The organism is Klebsiella sp. B345, from assembly GCF_051131735.1.
Classification (GTDB): Bacteria; Pseudomonadota; Gammaproteobacteria; order Enterobacterales; family Enterobacteriaceae; genus Klebsiella.
This window is the reverse complement of record NZ_CP180443.1, coordinates 4,998,846-5,017,747: the sequence shown is the minus strand read 5'-3', so window position 1 is coordinate 5,017,747 and position 18,902 is coordinate 4,998,846. Positions and strand designations below refer to the sequence as shown.

Sequence of the window (18,902 nt, the reverse complement as noted above, 5' to 3'; positions counted from 1 at the left end):
ATGCAAAGGGAAACGTTTACGCTTATCCTTAGTGCCCGGCAAAAACAGCCCTGATGACTGACCCTATTAGCCGGAGCTCTCCATGACAGCACAATCCCAGGTATTGAAAATCCGCCGCCCTGACGACTGGCATATCCATCTGCGTGATGACGATATGCTGAAGACCGTCGTGCCTTACACCAGTGAGTTTTATGGCCGGGCGATCGTGATGCCGAATCTGGTGCCGCCTGTCACCACCGTCGAGGCCGCCATCAGCTATCGCCAGCGCATCCTCGATGCCGTACCGGCCGGGCATGATTTCACGCCGCTGATGACCTGCTACCTCACCGATACGCTCGACCCGGCAGAGCTGGAGCGCGGCTTCCACGCAGGCGTGTTCACCGCAGCCAAGCTTTACCCGGCCAATGCCACCACCAACTCCAGCCACGGCGTCACCAGCATCGATGCGATTATGCCGGTGCTTGAGCGCATGGAAAAAATGGGCATGCCGCTGCTGGTTCACGGCGAAGTGACACACGCAGAGATCGATATCTTCGATCGTGAAGCGCGCTTTATCGAAACAGTGATGGAACCTCTGCGCCAGCGCTTACCGGGTCTTAAAGTGGTGTTTGAACACATCACCACCAAGGACGCCGCCGAGTACGTTCGGGATGGCAATGACCTGTTGGCCGCCACCATTACTCCGCAGCACCTGATGTTTAACCGTAATCACATGCTGGTTGGCGGCGTGCGTCCGCATCTTTACTGCCTGCCCATTCTGAAACGCAATATCCACCAGCAGGCGCTGCGTGAACTGGTCGCCAGCGGCTTTACCCGCGCATTCCTCGGCACGGATTCGGCGCCGCATGCCCGTCATCGTAAAGAAGCCAGCTGTGGCTGTGCCGGTTGCTTCAATGCTCCGACGGCGCTTGGCAGCTACGCAACGGTATTTGAAGAGATGAATGCTCTGCAACACTTTGAGGCATTCTGCTCGCTGAATGGCCCGCGCTTCTATGGGCTGCCGGTCAATGAGACCTTCGTTGAACTGGTACGCGAAGAGAGCACCGTCGTCGAGAGTATCGCGCTTCCGGGCGATACGCTGGTGCCGTTCCTTGCCGGCGAAACCGTGCGCTGGACGATGAAAAAATAAAAACGGTCCCCCTGTTGTAAACGCCAAATGCATACTGTATAAATAAACAGTATATTACACAGGGGGCAATCATGCGCATTGAAGTGTCTATCGCCAAAACTACAGCCTTACCCAACGGCGCCTTAGAAGCGCTAAACAATGAACTCTCCCGACGCATTGAACAACAATTCCCGACTAACCCAAGCCAGGTCACCGTACGCTTTGCCGCCAGCAACAATCTGTCTGTGATTGGTGGCCTCAAAGAAGATAAAGACCGGATTAGCGAAATCCTGCAAGAGACCTGGGAAAGCGCCGATGACTGGTTTATCCATGACGTATCCTGACGCCCTTTCGGCAGCCTGAAGACGCGTACGCGATCCACCCGCGTGCTCAGCGCGAGTTAATCTCGTGTTTTTACCAGGGTTGTCTGAAGTGTGGCAGGTGCAACAAATAACATTTGCTCCCTCATTGTGCTTTTTTTTGCCGGGTCGCCCCGGCTTTTTTTATCCCGCAAAATTCAGACTTTTCATTCCCCTCATGATTATTTCCTTTAAAAATAACCCTTCGCGACACTATATTTGTGCAAAAAAGCGTCAAACAGAGGAGTATTCGCTCTGTTTGCGTTAATTTCTCGAGTTTATTCTTAACTCCTGATATAATTAACTTGCTTCAAAAAACATGCATTAAACCTCGAGAATTGTTGTCTTTTAACATGTGAATAAGGGGTTATGATGGAAAAGAATAATGAAGTCATCCAGACCCATCCCCTCGTCGGATGGGACATCAGCACCGTTGATAGCTACGATGCAATGATGTTGCGCCTGCACTACCAAAACCCCACTCAAGAAAGCAGTAACGAAGCTGAAATTGGCCAGACGCTATGGCTCACCACGGAAGTCGCACGTCAATTTATCTCTATTCTGGAAGCAGGTATTGCCAAGATTGAATCAGGCGAATACCAGGCAAATGAGTACCGCAGGCATTAAAGATTATGCCGCACGCAATATACACACACTAAACAGGCACCCGTCGGGTGCCTGATTTATTTTCGTGCTTGTATTCGCACTTGTATAAGTGCAGACGGTTAATTACCCTGCTTATTAAAACAAAAAACCGGAACCTATCATGCAATACGATCTCATCATTATCGGCAGCGGCTCAACGGGTGCTGCCGCTGGCTATTATGCCCGCCAGGCGGGACTTAACGTGCTGATGACCGATGCGCACCAGCCACCACACCAGGAGGGCAGCCATCACGGTAATACGCGCCTTATCCGTCACGCCTACGGCGAAGGTGAAAGATATGTTCCGTTGGTCCTGCGCGCTCAGACATTGTGGGATGAGTTCGCCGCCAGCAGTGGCGAAGCAGTATTCGAACGCACCGGGGTCATTAACCTGGGTCCGGCAAACTCGACGTTCCTCGCTAACGCCGCCCACAGCGCCAGCACCTTTCAGTTGGAGACAGAAGAACTCGATGCCCAGGCCATCATGGCCCGCTGGCCTGAAATTCGCGTACCGCAAGATTATCGCGGCATTTTCGAACCCGCCTCCGGAGTGTTACGCAGCGAGCTGGCAATCAAAACCTGGATCCGCCTGGCGCGTGAAGCTGGCTGCGCACAGCTGTTCAACTGCCCGGTGACCGCCATCCATCACCATGCAGATGGCGTTTCTATCGAGACCGCTGATGGCACTTACCACGGTAAGAAGCTGCTGGTCAGCGCCGGAACCTGGGTTACGCGCCTGCTACCGGATCTGCCGATCCAGCCGGTACGTAAAATCTTTGCCTGGTTCCAGGCTGATGGTCGCTACAGCAGCAAAAACAACTTTCCGGCCTTTACCGGCGAGCTACCGAACGGCGATCAGTTCTATGGTTTCCCGGCGGAAGATAACGAACTGAAAATTGGCAAGCACAACGGTGGCCAGCCGATTGCCGCGCCGGAAGAGCGCACACCGTTTGGCGCAGTGGCCACCGATGGCTCTGAATCGTTTAATTTCCTGCGTAATGTCCTGCCGGGCATTGGTGGCTGCCTGCACGGTGCCTCCTGCACTTACGACAATACGGTAGATGAAGATTTTATCATTGATACCCTGCCCGGCCACCCGGATACCCTGCTGATAAGCGGGCTGAGCGGCCATGGTTTCAAGTTTGCGCCGGTGTTGGGTGAGATTGCTACCCAGTTTGCCCGTGGAGAGACGCCGGCCTTTGATCTGACGCCCTTCTCACTGTCACGTTTTTAGTCATACTGCAGGCTTTTCAGGCCGCGCAAACGTGGCCTGACATCACAGATAAAAAAACGGCCTCAACAGAGGCCATGGAATACCGAGAGAGATTATGCGTCGCCTGTATGAATTACTGGTCAACAACGTCCGCGAGCACTTTATGATTTACCTCGCGCTGTGGCTTCTGCTGGCGATCATCGATCTCATCTGGTTATGGTTTTTCTGACAGGTCAGGGTCGGGGATCCCCAGCTTGGTATTCAGACGACCGCGTGATTTATTGAAAATCTTGTTGCCATTTTCCCGCCCGGCACGCAGCTGACGCTGCTCTTCTTCCGGGAGCTTATGCTCTTCCATACACGCCTCACTGCAGCAGCCGGCAAATTTTTCGGCACAGCTCGGGCACTGGATAAACAGCAGATGGCAGCCGTCGTTCAGGCAGTTCGTGTGGCTGTCGCACGGCGTGCCGCACTGGTGACAATGGGCAATCACATCATCGGAGATGCGCTCACCCATACGCTCATCAAAGACAAAGTTTTTGCCAATAAAGCGGACCGGCAGCCCCTGTTCGCGGGCACGGCGTGCATATTCAATGATCCCGCCTTCGATATGCCAGACTTTGCTGAAACCGTTATGCTTCATCCAGGCACTGGCTTTCTCGCAACGAATTCCGCCGGTGCAGTACATCACGATCTTTTTATCTTTATGATCCTGCATCATTTCAACCGCTTTTGGCAGCTGATCGCGGAAGGTATCAGCCGGAATTTCAAGCGCCTGCTCAAAATGGCCGACTTCATACTCGTAGTGGTTACGCATATCGATAAAGACCGCGTCAGGATCGTCCAGCATCGCATTCACTTCCGCAGCTTTCAGATAATCGCCCACGTCTGACGCATCGAATGTCGGATCGTCGATACCATCCGCCACGATGCGGTCACGGACTTTCAACCGCAGTACCCAGAAGGATTTACCGTCGTCGTCCAGGGCAATGTTCATCCGCAGGCCATCCAGCGCCGGGTCGAAGGCGTAGAGAAACTCACGCAGGGCATTCACCTGGCTTTCAGGCACGCTAATTTGGGCGTTGATCCCTTCATGGGCCAGATAGATGCGGCCAAAGACGTTTAATCGGGTGAGGGCAATCCACAGTGCATCGCGCGTCGCTTTCGGATCTACGATGGTGAAATATTTATAAAACGAGATCGTCGTACGCGGTTCGCTCTCGGCTAACATCTGCGCTTTTAACGTCTCATTTGAAATGCGGTTGTGTAACACTGGCATGGTGTACCTGCTCGGCATAGGAAATGAGTAAAATAAACGGCCGGCATCATATAGCAAACAACCAAAATTTACATCCCCTCATTTTGCGCTACATTTCCCTCACGCCCCTGGGTTGCCGTTTAACAATAAATGCCACCTGGGACTGTCGTTTTGGCTGATGCACTAAATAATGCGATAATAGAACGAGTTGCTTACTTGAACAGGTATAAGATGACCCACTTACCTAAATTCTCTGTGGCGTTGCTGCACCCGCGTTACTGGCCACTGTGGTCAGGTATTGGTCTGCTGTGGTTGGTTGTCCAACTGCCCTATCCGCTGATTTACCGTCTTGGCACCGCCATTGGCCGCCTGGCACTGCGCTTTATGAAACGTCGCGCTAAAATCGCCTACCGTAATCTGGAACTCTGCTTCCCGGACAAAACTGAAGAAGAACGTCACCAGATGGTGGTGCAAAACTTTGAATCCGTCGGCATGGGATTAATGGAAACCGGGATGGCCTGGTTCTGGCCGGCACACCGCATCGCCCGCTGGACCGACTCTATCGGGGTCGAGCATATCAGAGCAGTTCAGGCCCAGCATCGCGGGATTCTGCTGATCGGCATCCACTTCCTGACGCTCGAAATGGGGGCCAGGATGTTTGGCATGAATGAACCCGGCATCGGCGTCTACCGTCCGAATGACAACCCGGTCATCGACTGGCTGCAAACCTGGGGACGCCTGCGTTCCAACAAAGACATGATCGACCGTAAAGATCTGAAGGGTATGATCCGTGCGCTGAAGAAAGGTGACGTGATCTGGTATGCCCCCGATCACGACTACGGCCCTACCGCCAGCGTCTTTGTGCCATTTTTCGCCGTCGACCAGGCCGCCACCACTTCCGGGACCTGGATGCTGGCGAAAATGTCGAAAGCCTGCATTGTGCCTTTCGTTCCGCGCCGTAAGCCCAATGGCCAGGGCTATGAACTGATTATCCTGCCACCGGAATGCGACCCACCGTTGGATGATGCTGAAACCACCGCGGCGTGGATGAACCGTATCGTCGAAAAGTGCATTCTGATGGCGCCGGAGCAGTATATGTGGCTGCATCGCCGCTTTAAAACTCGTCCACCTGATATGCCTTCACGCTACTAAGTTGCTCTCCCTCCGGTAGCATTAGCCTGCCGGAGGAGCCTCCCTTCTCGCGCTTTTAATCACTTGCCTTTATTGCGATGATCATTTCTCAGGCGCATAATTAGCAGGCTCATATTTCCACTTTGTCTGACCTGCCTGGCAGGCCACCGGAAGCCTATGTTGTCTGCAGATACCCCGATTAACTGGAAGCGAAATCTCACTGTTACCTGGTTTGGCTGTTTCTTGACTGGCGCCGCCTTCAGTCTGGTCATGCCCTTTCTCCCGCTCTATGTCGAGCAGCTCGGGGTCACGGGGCATAGCGCCCTGAATATGTGGTCCGGGTTAGTGTTCAGCATTACGTTCTTATTCTCAGCCGTCGCGTCCCCCTTCTGGGGCGGACTGGCCGACCGCAAAGGACGTAAAATCATGTTGCTGCGTTCGGCCCTGGGGATGGCTATTGTCATGATGCTAATGGGGCTGGCGCAAAATATCTGGCAGTTTATGGTACTGCGGGCTTTGCTGGGGCTGCTTGGCGGGTTTATTCCGAATGCCAATGCGCTTATCGCCACCCAAATCCCCCGTCAGAAGAGCGGCTGGGCGCTGGGCACGCTTTCCACCGGGGCAGTCAGTGGCGCCCTGCTCGGCCCACTGGCGGGCGGATTTCTCGCCGATCACTGGGGTCTGCGCATGGTGTTTTTTCTTACCGCCAGCGTACTTCTCATCTGCTTTATCCTGACGCTGCTGCTCATCCGCGAGCAGTTTGTACCGGTGGCGAAAAAAGAGATGCTGAACGCCCGCGCGGTGTTCTCCTCCCTGAAGAGTCCAAAGCTGGTCCTCAGCTTGTTTGTGACCACGATGATTATTCAGGTTGCCACCGGGTCAATTGCCCCTATTCTGACGCTCTACGTGCGTGACCTGGCAGGAGATGTTAGCAATATTGCCTTTATCAGCGGCATGATAGCTTCCGTGCCCGGCGTTGCGGCACTGATCAGCGCGCCGCGCCTCGGCAAGCTCGGCGATCGTATCGGCCCGGAAAAAATTCTCATCGTCGCCCTGCTGTTATCCGTGCTGCTGCTGATCCCGATGGCGTTCGTCCAGACGCCGCTACAACTCGGGATATTGCGCTTTCTTCTGGGGGCAGCCGATGGTGCGCTACTGCCTGCGGTACAGACGCTGCTGGTTTACAACTCCACCAGTCAAATCTCCGGACGAATCTTTAGCTATAACCAGTCGTTTCGCGATATTGGCAATGTCACCGGCCCGTTGATCGGTGCCTCTGTTTCTGCCAGCTACGGTTTCCGGTCGGTATTCTTAGTAACGGCCGCCGTGGTGCTGTTCAATGCCCTCTATTCCACCTTGAGTTTGCGGCGCCCCAACCGCGACAACTCCGCGCCACGTACCGATACCCGCGACGGTTCGGTAAATTAAGTTCAACATGGGGCCTTCCCCTTGACGCATTGCCGACTGCCTTCTATAGATTGAATCGTGTCCATTTTTCATTCTTCTTAGGGGGTTAGCCATGCCAAAGGATTCGATTTTCTACGCCACACTCGAAGAAGCTATCGATGCGGCCCGTGAAGAGTTCCTTGTCAATAATCCGGATAGCGACGAGGAGAGTGCCAACGTTGAGCAACTGAATATTCAGAAGTACGTTCTGCAGGATGGCGATATCGCCTGGCAGGCTGAATTTTTTGCCGACGAAGATGAAGAAGGTGAGTGCCTGCCCATGTTAAGCGGCGAGGCGGCACAGAGCGTGTTTGACGGTGATTATGATGAGATAGAGCTGCGCCAGGAGTGGCTGGAAGAGAATACGCTACATGAATGGGATGAAGGCGAATTCCAGCTGGAACCCTCTCTGGACACCGAAGAGGGTCAGACTGCCGCGGACGAATGGGACGAGCGCTGATCAGTTATACGGGCCGTGGCTGGCATCCAGCGGTAGCAACAGCGTATCGAAGACCAGCGAAAATGGCAGGTCGAGAATAGTGATATAGCGCCATGACGAATCACGGACATCCCATTGCACACCGGGATAATACTGATTTCCATGCCCCTGCCCTGGCACCGTACGGCTAATGATGCTGCCGCAGCCGCTAAGCAGCAGCGTCATGGCGACAATCAGTAAAACTCTCATCTCTACCTCAATTCTCAGATAAAAAAATACCGGCACTATTGCCGGTATTTTTCCTTAATAAACGGCTTATTTCGTCTTTAACGCCAGCGGGTTGAGCGTCGTCTGCTGATACGCACTCACCCACGAAGAGTATTTCTCCGGTGCAGCCCACACGCGATAGTGTAAACGAGACAGGGTGACCGGGTCACTCAGCAACACCAGACGGCGATCGCGATTGAGCTTATCCGGCGTTTCATTCAACGCCTGCTCAACGTGACGCTCACGGGCGATGTCCAGAATATGCCCGTGACGGTGACGTGCCGTTGCCATCGCTGTCGCCAGCGCGTTAAACGATGGGTTAAACACGGCATGCATAAAGCCATCATCCAGCGAACGCTGACGGTTCAGAGTCAGATAAGCATCAGTATCTTTCAGCACCTGCGGCGGCGAATACTCTTCCGGGATCAGGAACAGCTTCCAGCGTTTGGTGCGCAGGCCCATGGTCGCCCGGCTGGAGATCACCGAGACAAACGGCGACAGGATCAGCGAGAAGACAATCGGTGCCAGCCAGAACAGGAAACGCAGATCCAGCCAGGCCATACCAACCGCCCACACCAGACCCAGCAGCAGCTGAGAACCATGGCGCATAAAGGCCTCACCCCACGGCGTGGAGTCATCATCACGCTGCGGTGAGTTCCAGACCACTTCCCAGCCGAGGAACGCGCTGACCACAAACACGGTGTGGAACAGCATACGCACCGGCGCCAGCAGCACGGAGAACAGAACCTCCAGCAGCAGAGAAAGTGTCACGCGGAAAAATCCGCCGTACTCTTTCGAGCCTTTGCACCACACCAGAATAATGCTCAGCAGTTTCGGCAGGAACAGCAGCACCATCGTGGAGGCAAACAGCGCAATCGCCAGTTCAGGACGCCACTGCGGCCAGACCGGGAACAGCTGACGCGGCTGCAGGAAGTACTGCGGCTCCGTCAACGCATGAACGACCTGCAGCGCGGTGGACAGGGCAAGGAACATAAACCACAGCGGCGCCGACAGGTAGGACATCACGCCGGTCAGGAACACCGCACGGTGAACCGGGTGCATACCTTTCACCAGGAACAGACGGAAGTTCATCAGGTTGCCGTGGCACCAGCGGCGGTCACGCTTGAGTTCGTCCAGCAGGTTTGGCGGCAGCTCCTCGTAGGAACCCGGCAGATCGTAGGCGATCCACACGCCCCAGCCGGCACGACGCATCAGCGCCGCTTCGACGAAGTCATGTGACAGAATCGAACCGGCAAAGGAGCCTTCTCCCGGCAGCGGCGCCAGCGCGCAGTGCTCGATAAACGGTTTCACGCGGATAATGGCGTTGTGACCCCAGTAGTGCGATTCACCCAACTGCCAGAAATGCAGACCTGCAGTAAACAGTGGGCCGTAGACCCGGGTCGCAAACTGCTGGCAACGCGCATACAGGGTGTCCATTCCGGAGGCGCGCGGCGAGGACTGGATGATCCCGGCATTCGGGTTCGCTTCCATCAAACGCACCAGCCCGGTCAGACACTCACCGGTCATCACCGAGTCAGCATCCAGCACCACCATGTAGCTGTACTGGCTGCCCCAGCGGCGGCAGAAGTCATCGATGTTTCCGCTTTTACGCTTCACACGACGACGACGGCGGCGGTAGAAAATCTGCCCTTCGCCCTGCACTTCGGCAATCAGTTCCATCCACGCTTTCTGCTCAGCAACACAGATGTCCGGGTTGTAGCTATCGCTGAGGATATAGACGTCAAAATGCTGCTGTTGGCCGGTGGCCTTCACCGATTCCCAGGTCGCACGCAGCCCGGCGAAGACGCGATCGACGTCTTCGTTACAGATCGGCATGATCAGCGCGGTGCGGTGTTCGGGATTCAGCGGCTCGTCACCGACGGTAGAGGCGGAAATACTGTATTTATCTCGCCCCATCAGCAGCTGCAGGAAGCCCATCAACGCCGTCCAGAAGCCTGCCGATACCCAGCAGAACAGCACAGCAAAGAGGATCAGAATCCCGGTCTGCAGCATGTATGGCAACAGCTGCATAAAGGAGACCCACAGGTTCTGCCCTACCATATCTGCCGGGTTGATTAACGCCCAGCCCTGATACGGCAGAATCGTTTTCATATACCAGGTCGCGACGACGGTCTGCGCCAGCGTCAGCAGCAGCAGTGTGTAGCGACGAATGGTGCCGACGGTACGCCACTTCTGCTCACTCTCCTGCTCTTCCTTGGTCAGGCGAGAGAGATAGCGCGGGGTTACGTCGCGGCCACGCAGACGATCCCAGAAGCGGCCCACCGGATTGGTGCGCCACGGGTCCGGGAACATCGAGGAGCGCTTAGCTTTCGGCATTGCCTGTAACTGCGTGCGGCCTTCATCATCTTTTATCAACTGGTCAGCGGCCAGGGAGTCAGGCCAGCTGTGTTCCAGACGTGATTTAACGGACCCCAGTGGTGAGTCGTCTTCGCGAGCAAAAGTATGATGCTCCGCATCCAGCGCTTCGTGTACCGCCTGCAGGCTGGTCTCCGGAAGCGCCGCTTTTTCAGCATCGGACAGCGGCAATGCGTCAATGTACTTCGTTATCTTATTCATTGGCAGGCAGCTGATAGCTCCAGGTTTCGCTCAGCGGCTGATCAGCATTGACCAGTGCAGCGCGCATTTCCGTGGTTTTCTTCGGATCTTTGACTTTTACGCGCAGGATCATACGCCAGCCCTTAGTTACCGGGTTGTAACGCACGGTATTCTCAACGATCTCCGCGTTATCACCGATGCTCGCCTGCGCCGTTACCGGCGTGTCTGACGGCATTTTTTTCATGTCAGCGCCGGTAAAATCGACGATAAACGCAATGGTGCCATCCGGTTGACGGATCAGGTTTGACTGCTTCACATCGCCTGTGGAACGGCGAGTCTGCATCACGTAGGCGTTATCCGGCGCATGCAGTTTGTCTTCATCGCGACTGAAGGTAATCGAGTATTTGAAGTTCATCTCTTTACCCGGCTCCGGCAGCTGATCCGGCGTCCAGTAGGTCACGATGTTATCGTTAGTTTCGTCATTGGTCGGGATTTCAACCAGCTCGATTTTCCCTTTGCCCCAGTCGCCTTTCGGGGTGATCCACGCGCTCGGGCGGAGATCGTAACGATCGTCGAGGTCTTCAAAGCGGGAGAACTGGCGGCCACGCTGGAGCAGGCCAAAGCCCTGCGGATTTTCCATCGCATAGCTGCTGACGGCCAGATGTTTTGGATTATTCAGCGGACGCCAGATCCACTCACCGTTGCCGGCAAGAATCGACAGACCGTTGGAATCATGCAGCTCCGGACGGAAGTTAGATGCCGCGGAAGGCTGATTCGGCCCAAACAGGAACATACTGGTCAGCGGCGCCACACCCAGTTTGCCAACCTTGTCGCGCAGGTACACCTTGGACTGCACGTCAACCACGGTGTCGCGGCCCGGCATGATCACAAAACGATAGGCACCGGTGGCGCGCGGTGAGTCCAGCAGGGCATAAATCGTCAGGCGCTTATCCGTGGCTTTTGGACGTTCAATCCAGAACTCACGGAAACGCGGGAATTCTTCGCCGGAAGGCAGCGCGGTATCGATCGCCAGACCACGAGCGGATAATCCATACACCTGGCCCTGACCGAGAACGCGGAAGTAACTGGCGCCGAGCATGCTGACAATTTCGTCGTTCTTATCTTTGCTGTTGATCGGGTACAGTACTTTGAATCCGGCGAAGCCGAGGTCTTTCACCGTATCTTTATCATGCTGGACGCTGCCAAAATTAAAGTAATCCGGGCTATATTTAATCTTACGCACGCTGTTCACGGTGACTTCATTGATGGTTACCGGCGTGTCGAAGTACATACCCTGATGATAAAACTCAAGCTTGAACGGCGTCTTTTGATTGTTCCAGTAAGCCTTGTCGTGATTAAACTGAATTTGCTGATAGTCCGCGTATTTCATATCGCGGAAAACGGAGGGCAGGTTGCTCTTAGGGGCTTCATAGCCTTTCCCGGCTAACGTTTTGGCCTCTTTTGCAACGTCATCAATGCTAAACGCCCATGCAGATGAAGTACACAGGGACAACATTACGGCTGCGCTTAACCAGCGCATTTTCATCATCTGTGGTTTAAGTTTCATATAAGTAAGCACTTCCCCCTTTGTGTGCTTAAATCGATCCGATCTATTTTAATGGTAATTCAGGCAATCCGACAACATAATCCCTGCTTTGTTCATCTCAGCGGTGCAGGTAACAGACTGTTAACTCCACTTTTGTACTTTGCGTACTTATCCTGGAGACAGATACCCTGAGTTGATGTAGGGTTGCTGGGAATTTAAACGTTATCACCTTGAGTGATAAGACGAATTGTCTGAGAATGTAGTGATATTGTATGAATAACGCGCCAGCACAACGTGAATACTTCTTCGATAGCATCCGCGCATGGCTTATGCTGCTGGGGATCCCTTTTCATATATCCCTGATTTACTCCAGCCACAGCTGGCATGTGAATAGCATCGAGCCCTCCTGGTGGCTGACGTTGTTCAACGACTTTATCCATGCGTTTCGCATGCAGGTCTTCTTTGTTATTTCCGGCTATTTCTCCTACATGCTGTTCCTGCGCTATCCGCTCAAAAAATGGTGGAAAGTGCGCGTGGAACGCGTCGGTATCCCGATGCTCACGGCCATTCCACTGCTGACGCTCCCGCAGTTCATCATGTTGCAGTACGTCAACGGCAAGGCCGACAGCTGGCACGCGCTTTCTGGCTATGACAAGTTTAATACACTGGCATGGGAGCTGATCTCACACCTGTGGTTTTTGCTGGTGCTGGTGGTCCTGACCACCCTTGGGGTGGTGCTGTTTAAATGGCTGACAGGCCGTCGCCCGGCCGATGGCCCCACCTTTGGTGACACTGTCACATTGGCTCAGCTGTCGATGATTTTCCTCGCGCTCGGCGTGCTTTATGCCCTGATCCGTCGCACCTTGTTGGTGATTTACGCCCCGGTGCTGAGCAATGGCCTGTTCAACTTTATCGTCATGCAGACCCTGTTTTATCTGCCGTTCTTTATTCTTGGCGCTCAGGTGTTTATCAATGCGCGCTTGAAAGCGATGTTCACCACCCCCTCACCATGGTGCTTCGTAGGCGCTCTGCTAGGCTTTATTGCCTATCGCCTGAATCAGCAGTATGGCTCTGGTGACGGGTGGATGTACGAAGTCGAGTATGTCATTACCATGGTGCTGGGGCTGTGGATGGTCAACGTGGTGTTTTCGCTTGGCCACCGCCTGCTGAACTTCCAGTCGGCACGGGTGACCTATTTTGTGAATGCCTCACTGTTCATTTATCTGGTGCATCATCCGCTGACCCTGCTCTACGGCGCCTGGATAGCCCCGGCGATAAAATCGAACGCGCTCGGTTTTGTGACTGGCTTAATCTTTGTAGTGGGTATTGCCCTGGTGCTGTATGAAATTCACCTGCGCATCCCCCTGCTACGCTTTCTCTTCTCGGGGAAGTTTCAGAGCAAAGCCGCTAAACCGCAGGTTTCCGCCAGCTAACTCAACCTATATGTCCGGTCGTTCACCGGCTCAACTCTGGCAATGAACGACCAGCACTTCCCTTTCGCCGTGATTACTGCGGCTGCAATAACCGGCGGTAAATCTCCGCGGTTTCATCATCAAAGCAGACGAAAAAGACCCGCTCCAGCGGGTTATAACGGACCAGAAAAGCATTCACCGTCTGCACCGCAATTTCCGCCGCGGCTTGTTTCGGATAACCGTACACCCCGGTACTGATTGCCGGGAAAGCTATCGACCGATAGCTGTTGGCTGATGCCAGCAGCAGGCTGTTGCGGTAGGCGTCGGCGAGGATCTGCGCTTCATGTTGTTCGCCACCGCGCCAGACCGGCCCGACCGCATGAATAACCGCGCTGGCTGGCAACTGACCAGCAGTGGTAATCACCGCATGGCCCGGAGGGCACTCCCCTTGTTGTTGGCGCACCACCTTGCAGGCAGTAAGAAGTTCGGGCCCGGCGGCACGATGAATCGCGCCATCGACGCCCCCACCCCCCAGTAGTGAAGGGTTAGCGGCATTGACGATAACATCGACCTCCAGCGTGGTGATGTCGCCGAGAATCACCTCAGGTTTAACCGTCATTTTGCCTCCTGTCGGCTTACGTCTTTACATAATGCATTGTGGCTAATATGGCACGATAGTCCCCAGGACGAAAGTCTGTGTATTTGAGCACGGGCAATCGAACAGCGCAGAATAGCAAGGAAATGCTGCGGACTGGCCGCCCGGTATAAGGGATAAACGTGTAGAAAACAAAACAGGACCTGAGGTCCTGTTTTGGCATTAGGGGGTAATTAAGATCACGCCCGGTCGGGCGTTTCATTCACTAAAGCGGCTTTATTTTTCTGCGCTCGCGCGGCCAGCCATAACCCGCAATTTTTCATCGCGTAACCAAAGACCAGTCCCAGAGCCAGAGAAGGCACCACCACTCGCCAGTCACCGTTGCCAGCAAAGGTGGCACAAGCACCAATAAAGGTGCCGGGGACAAAAGAGAGCAACAGCTTGCGCGCCTGAATACACATCAGGAAGGCCACAACGCCGGTCATCATATAGCCCAGGATCTCAAGATGCGGCGCCAGCGCGCTGCCGTAGATAATGACCAGCGCCCACACCACGCCGCTCATTACCGTGCAGGTGGAGATCAACAGCCCTTTCAGACCGCCCTGCGGGCAGGCAAAATAGGCCGTACAGCCCAGGAAACCCGCCCAGCTCAGCAGGCCAAGCGCGACCGCCACCCATCCCCAGAGACCGGAGAGAATGCCTGTCGTTATTGCAATTGCGAGAAGTATGTTCATGGCACGTATCATAGCAGATACGTGCCGTTCAAATGAGATCTGAAGCACGTTATATGCAAGCAATGAGTTTCACTTGCACTTAATGTGTGATTTAAATCACATATTACTCTTCGGTTTCTTCTTCTAACTCATCCCACATCGCAGAGATCGCTTCGCGCGTCAGCAGGGCCATGGTGCGCCAGAACGGCGTCTCCGCATGGGCTTCGACTTTCCCGAGGAAGGTCCCGCACCAGGGCAGAATGTAGTCTGCGAACAGGGTTTCCAGGACTTCGCTTTCGTCTTCGGTTGCGTGATCTTCCAGCCAGGAGGCCGCCAGCAGCAAGGAACCAATATGGTCGGCTTTGCCTTCGCCAGTCGGGATGCCGTGGGCGCTCAGGAAACCACGCACTTCGGCTTCGCTCGCCCCTTCAACCCATGCGCTACGGTACGGGGGAACGCTGCATTCGTCCCCGACAAACAGTGCGTTATAGTCCGCAGCCAGCGGTTGTACATCGCAGCTTTTTTGCAGACGCTCCAGCAGCTCATCCTGTTCCAGCGGCCAGTTCGCCGCCAGCTTCCCTTCTCGAATCAAGGTAAACAGCGGCACCAGCAGCGGATCCTGAGGTTGGCGATAGTACAAAGAGCCCAGTACACGGCAGAGGATTGAAAACTCGTTCATTCAATTATTCCAGTTTTTCACATTAAAGATCGGCAAATTCAGGGATTGCCGGCATCCCGCGGGACTCAAGGAAATTCAGCAGCCGACGTGGAGAAACGTTAAGGATCCGATCCTCGGGGAAGCCCACTTCATCCAGGATCTTACGGCACGCGGAAAATTCCCCCAGGGTAAAGGCGGTGTGCGAATCAGAGCCCAGCGCCACCCAGCCGCCGGCATCGCGAACCGCGGCGGCAATGGCCCGGCAGTTATCTTCACTGCCCACGCGCGAGGAGACAAAGGATGAGTTATTGATTTCCAGCGCCACCTGATATTTTGCCGCAGCCGCGGCGATGGCCGGGATATCAACGGGGAATTTCGGGTTGCCCGGATGGCTGATAATGTGTACCGCGCCGCTGGCCATGGTGGCGATCATCGCTTCGGTGTGGGTCGCTTTATCCTGCGGCGGGAACACCGGCTCATGGAAGCCGGCGATGAACAAATCCAGCGACGACAGCATCGGCCCGCTGCAGTCAATTTCGCCCTGGATATTTTTAATATTGGCTTCAATGCCGCGCAAGATGCCAACGCCATCCACCATCCGCGGCCAGATGCGCATATTGACGAAGTGCCAGTAGTGCGGTGCATCGGCCATATCCGGACCGTGGTCGGTAATGGCGAAAAGTTTGATCCCCTTGCGCTTTGCTTCAGCAATATAATCGTGCAGGGTACTGTAGGCGTGGGTACTGGCGACGGTATGCATGTGCAGGTCAACAGGATACATCACATTCTCCTTCTCTGTTTGTGGCAAGGATAGCAGGAATCAGGACCTATGATTAGCAAAAACCCCGCCGCAGCGGGTGATGTCTTAGTATCCGCGCTGACGATCGACCTGCCCGCTTACCGTCTCACCCCGTTCCAACTGGCCGATGGTGCCAGCAATATAGGCAATGGCTTCCAGTGGACGAGTGACCGCAGCCACATGTGGGGTCATGGCCACCCGAGGATGCGCCCACAGCAGGCTTGCTGCCGGTAACGGTTCACGACTAAAGACATCCAGCATCGCCCCTTTAAGCTTGCCGCTATTCAGTGCCGCTAATAGATCGTCTTCCACAACGTGAACACCACGTGCCAGATTGAGAACATAGCTGTTATCCGGAAGCTGCGCCAACAGCTGCTGGTTAATAATCCCGGCAGTTTCCGCCGTGTTCGGTAGCAGGTTGATCAACACCCGGGTTCCGCCGAGAAATGCACCCAGCTCATCGGCGCCGGCAAAACTTTGCACCTGCGGCCAGGCTTTGCGGCTGCGGCTCCAGCTACGCAGCGGGAAGCCCCATACCTGCAGCGCTTCGGCGACTTTCGCGCCGAGTACGCCCGCGCCCATAATCCCGATAGTAAAGGTGTCTCGCGGATAGTCGTCCAGCGGTTGCCAGCGCGCTTGCTGTTTTAAGGCCTGATAGTCATCGAAGCGACGGAACCAGTGCAATACCTGGCTGACCGCGTATTCCTGCATCTGCTGACCCATTCCGGTGTCTTCGAGACGGAAAAGCGGGATCGACATTGGCAGCATTTCCGGGTGCTGGCGTAGTTTACTGAGGATCGAATCAACACCCGCTCCGAGGGCAAAGACCGCTTTTAAATCCCGTCCCTGAAGCATTTCGACTGGCGGATGCCAGACCAGCGCGTAATCAGCATGCTGGTTGTCACCGGATTTCCATTCACGGACGCGCGCGCCTGGCAGCCGTTTTTCCAGCTCTGCAATCCAGTAAGCGGTATCAAATGTCGGGTGATAATAAATAATGTCCATCGTGGCTCCTGATAGCTGACGCGTCGTGCAGGTCTACCCAAGCGTCATGTTTTATTTGTTGTTTTCTATTGGGTTGTCAGCATAACAAATTTCATTTTTCTATCGAGTAAAAAGAGAGTGGTGACAAAAAAATCGATTGTCGCGCATTTAAAACGCAAGTTGCGCGAAGTTTGGCTAAACGCACGGTTTTTTGAAAAAGTTGATTGACGAGAGATACGTATTTCCCTAAATTAGCGCCCGTTCCCAGCAGCAACGGGAACGACAATATGGTGAGGTGTCCGAGTGGCTGAAGGAGCACGCCTGGAAAGTGTGTATACGGCAACGTATCGGGGGTTCGAATCCCCCCCTCACCGCCATATTATAAGAAGAGCTCATACGCAAGTACGGGCTTTTTTTTCGCATGTAGCACCCCACCGGGGGGGATGAGAAGCCCCGACCGGGGTTCGACAACTGGCAACGCCAGTTGGACAGACAGCGAACCTGTGAGCGGGCTGCCCGTAGGGCGAGCAACGCGAGTCAATCCCCTCCTCACCGCCATATTTTAAGAAGAGCTCGTACGCAAGTACGGGCTTTTTTTCGCATGTAGCACCCCACCGGGGGGGATGAGAAGCCCCGACCGGGGTTCGACAACTGGCAACGCCAGTTGGACAGACAGCGAACCTGTGAGCGGGCTGCCCGTAGGGCGAGCAACGCGAGTCAATCCCCTCCTCACCGCCATATTTTAAGAAGAGCTCGTACGCAAGTACGGGCTTTTTTTCGCATGTAGCACCCCACCGGGGGGATGAGAAGCCCCGACCGGGGTTCGACAACTGGCAACGCCAGTTGGACAGACAGCGAACCTGTGAGCGGGCTGCCCGTAGGGCGAGCAACGCGAGTCAATCCCCTCCTCACCGCCATATTTTAAGAAGAGCTCGTACGCAGTCACGGGCTTTTTTTTCGCATGTAGCACCCCACCGGGGGGATGAGAAGCCCCGACCGGGGTTCGACAACTGGCAACGCCAGTTGGACAGACCGCGAACCTGTGAGCGGGCTGCCCGTAGGGCGAGCAAAACGAGTCAATCCCCCCCTCACCGCCATATTTTAAGAAGAGCTCGTACGCAGTCACGGGCTTTTTTTTTCGCATGTTGCACCCCACCGGGGGGGATGAGAAGCCCCGACCGGGGTTCGACAACTGGCAACGCCAGTTGGACAGACCGCGAACCTGTGAGCGGGCTGCCCGTAGGGCGAGCAAAGCGAGTCAATCCCCCCCTCACCGCCATATTTTAAGAAGAGTTCGTACGCAGTCACGGGCTTTTTTTCGCATGTTGCACCAGCCACACAGCCATTCACTCCCAGGCATACTACGCCATACTTGTTAACAAACTGTTATAATATGCGTTGGCGCAATGAATAGCCTGACGGCAATCGAAGAGTCTGGTATTGCGTCAATGGATGATATTGAATGTAAATATTTGTATTGAGAAAAACACGATTTCTCCTTATTTTTCGCTGCTACAGGGCTGTATTTTCGCGACTGTCTGTGAGCGAAAAAAATAACCATATAACCATAAGGTGTTACTATTTATATTTATCAATTGGTTATAAATAACATTCCACCTGCTATCCCTCCCCCTGGCCTTTACATCACGACTCGCAAGATTTTACATCCTCTTACATAAAAACGAAAAATTGACGAACAATGTAGAAAAAAAGGAGAAACACCGCACGCAATATACAATGATAATCAATCTCATTATCATCCGCATCTGCGCC

The 18,902-nt window shown here is 54.5% G+C and carries 18 protein-coding genes, 1 tRNA gene and 1 other RNA gene; 11 read left to right on the top strand and 9 right to left on the bottom strand.

Annotated elements, in window-relative coordinates; translation table 11 throughout:
* Positions 1-82: 82 nt before the first annotated feature.
* From pyrC to ACMYSO_RS23480, 5 genes are all read left to right on the top strand, one after another.
* Positions 83-1,129, top strand: coding sequence for a dihydroorotase (gene pyrC / locus ACMYSO_RS23500; protein ID WP_434668417.1), 1,047 nt, complete (start codon positions 83-85; stop codon positions 1,127-1,129).
* 71 nt (positions 1,130-1,200) lie between these two features.
* On the top strand, positions 1,201-1,452 hold the full coding sequence (gene dinI / locus ACMYSO_RS23495) for a DNA damage-inducible protein I (protein WP_434585498.1): 252 nt from the start codon (positions 1,201-1,203) through the stop codon (positions 1,450-1,452).
* 387 nt (positions 1,453-1,839) lie between these two features.
* Positions 1,840-2,094 carry a biofilm formation regulator BssS gene (gene bssS, locus ACMYSO_RS23490; protein WP_004860493.1) on the top strand — a complete coding sequence of 85 codons (255 nt, stop codon included), beginning with the start codon at positions 1,840-1,842 and terminating at the stop codon, positions 2,092-2,094.
* 139 nt (positions 2,095-2,233) lie between these two features.
* Positions 2,234-3,346 (top strand): N-methyl-L-tryptophan oxidase, encoded by a 1,113-nt coding sequence (gene solA, locus ACMYSO_RS23485; RefSeq protein ID WP_434585500.1) that lies wholly within the window; start codon positions 2,234-2,236, stop codon positions 3,344-3,346.
* 94 nt (positions 3,347-3,440) lie between these two features.
* Entirely contained in the window at positions 3,441-3,554 is a 114-nt protein-coding gene (locus ACMYSO_RS23480; RefSeq protein WP_123753799.1) for a DUF2770 family protein, read from the top strand.
* Here ACMYSO_RS23480 and ACMYSO_RS23475 read toward each other — a convergent pair.
* Positions 3,540-4,604 carry a rhodanese-related sulfurtransferase gene (locus tag ACMYSO_RS23475; RefSeq protein ID WP_123753798.1) on the bottom strand — a complete coding sequence of 355 codons (1,065 nt, stop codon included), beginning with the start codon at positions 4,602-4,604 and terminating at the stop codon, positions 3,540-3,542. The two genes, ACMYSO_RS23480 and ACMYSO_RS23475, sit on opposite strands and share 15 nt — an antisense overlap.
* Before the next feature lie 210 nt (positions 4,605-4,814).
* Here ACMYSO_RS23475 and ACMYSO_RS23470 point away from each other — a divergent pair, with 210 nt between their 5' ends.
* The 3 genes from ACMYSO_RS23470 to ACMYSO_RS23460 all read left to right on the top strand — a co-directional run bounded on the left by ACMYSO_RS23470 (position 4,815) and on the right by ACMYSO_RS23460 (position 7,620).
* Positions 4,815-5,735 (top strand): Kdo(2)-lipid IV(A) acyltransferase, encoded by a 921-nt coding sequence (locus ACMYSO_RS23470; protein WP_434668414.1) that lies wholly within the window; start codon positions 4,815-4,817, stop codon positions 5,733-5,735.
* Positions 5,736-5,891: 156 nt separating this feature from the next.
* Entirely contained in the window at positions 5,892-7,142 is a 1,251-nt protein-coding gene (gene mdtG / locus ACMYSO_RS23465) for a multidrug efflux MFS transporter MdtG (protein WP_434668411.1), read from the top strand.
* Positions 7,143-7,233: 91 nt separating this feature from the next.
* Positions 7,234-7,620, top strand: coding sequence for a MysB family protein (locus tag ACMYSO_RS23460; RefSeq protein WP_004860482.1), 387 nt, complete (start codon positions 7,234-7,236; stop codon positions 7,618-7,620).
* Here ACMYSO_RS23460 and ACMYSO_RS23455 read toward each other — a convergent pair whose 3' ends face one another.
* The 3 genes from ACMYSO_RS23455 to mdoG all read right to left on the bottom strand — a co-directional run bounded on the left by ACMYSO_RS23455 (position 7,621) and on the right by mdoG (position 11,989).
* Entirely contained in the window at positions 7,621-7,848 is a 228-nt protein-coding gene (locus ACMYSO_RS23455) for a YceK/YidQ family lipoprotein (protein ID WP_123753795.1), read from the bottom strand.
* Positions 7,849-7,914: 66 nt separating this feature from the next.
* Positions 7,915-10,443 (bottom strand): glucans biosynthesis glucosyltransferase MdoH, encoded by a 2,529-nt coding sequence (mdoH, locus tag ACMYSO_RS23450; RefSeq protein ID WP_434668408.1) that lies wholly within the window; start codon positions 10,441-10,443, stop codon positions 7,915-7,917.
* The gene (mdoG, locus tag ACMYSO_RS23445) at positions 10,436-11,989 is read right to left on the bottom strand and encodes a glucans biosynthesis protein MdoG (RefSeq protein ID WP_434585506.1); all 1,554 of its coding nucleotides are present in this window, start codon (positions 11,987-11,989) and stop codon (positions 10,436-10,438) included. The genes mdoH and mdoG overlap by 8 nt, the downstream gene beginning before the upstream one ends.
* Positions 11,990-12,240: 251 nt before the next feature.
* Here mdoG and mdoC point away from each other — a divergent pair, with 251 nt between their 5' ends.
* Complete coding sequence (gene mdoC / locus ACMYSO_RS23440) at positions 12,241-13,401, top strand: glucans biosynthesis protein MdoC (RefSeq protein ID WP_434668405.1); 1,161 nt, start codon at positions 12,241-12,243, stop codon at positions 13,399-13,401.
* A gap of 73 nt (positions 13,402-13,474) precedes the next feature.
* On the opposite strand, the gene ymdB is transcribed toward mdoC, so the two are convergent.
* The 5 genes from ymdB to ghrA form a co-directional block, all read right to left on the bottom strand.
* Positions 13,475-13,999, bottom strand: a complete 525-nt coding sequence (ymdB, locus tag ACMYSO_RS23435; protein ID WP_434668402.1) for an O-acetyl-ADP-ribose deacetylase — start codon at positions 13,997-13,999, stop codon at positions 13,475-13,477.
* Between the two features lie 215 nt (positions 14,000-14,214).
* Positions 14,215-14,721: a DUF1097 domain-containing protein gene (locus ACMYSO_RS23430; RefSeq protein WP_434668399.1), complete on the bottom strand. Its 507-nt coding sequence runs from the start codon at positions 14,719-14,721 to the stop codon at positions 14,215-14,217.
* A gap of 91 nt (positions 14,722-14,812) precedes the next feature.
* A complete protein-coding gene (locus ACMYSO_RS23425) occupies positions 14,813-15,367 on the bottom strand; it encodes a TorD/DmsD family molecular chaperone (RefSeq protein ID WP_434585511.1) in 555 nt (184 codons plus the stop codon).
* Positions 15,368-15,389: 22 nt separating this feature from the next.
* A complete protein-coding gene (locus tag ACMYSO_RS23420) occupies positions 15,390-16,127 on the bottom strand; it encodes a phosphatase (protein ID WP_434585513.1) in 738 nt (245 codons plus the stop codon).
* Positions 16,128-16,211: 84 nt separating this feature from the next.
* Complete coding sequence (ghrA, locus tag ACMYSO_RS23415) at positions 16,212-17,150, bottom strand: glyoxylate/hydroxypyruvate reductase GhrA (protein WP_434668396.1); 939 nt, start codon at positions 17,148-17,150, stop codon at positions 16,212-16,214.
* 268 nt (positions 17,151-17,418) lie between these two features.
* Here ghrA and ACMYSO_RS23410 point away from each other — a divergent pair.
* Both ACMYSO_RS23410 and ACMYSO_RS23405 read left to right on the top strand, forming a co-directional pair.
* A tRNA-Ser gene (locus tag ACMYSO_RS23410) sits at positions 17,419-17,506 on the top strand.
* Positions 17,507-18,272: 766 nt separating this feature from the next.
* Positions 18,273-18,408, top strand: a non-coding RNA gene (locus ACMYSO_RS23405) — RtT sRNA.
* Positions 18,409-18,902: the final 494 nt, after the last annotated feature.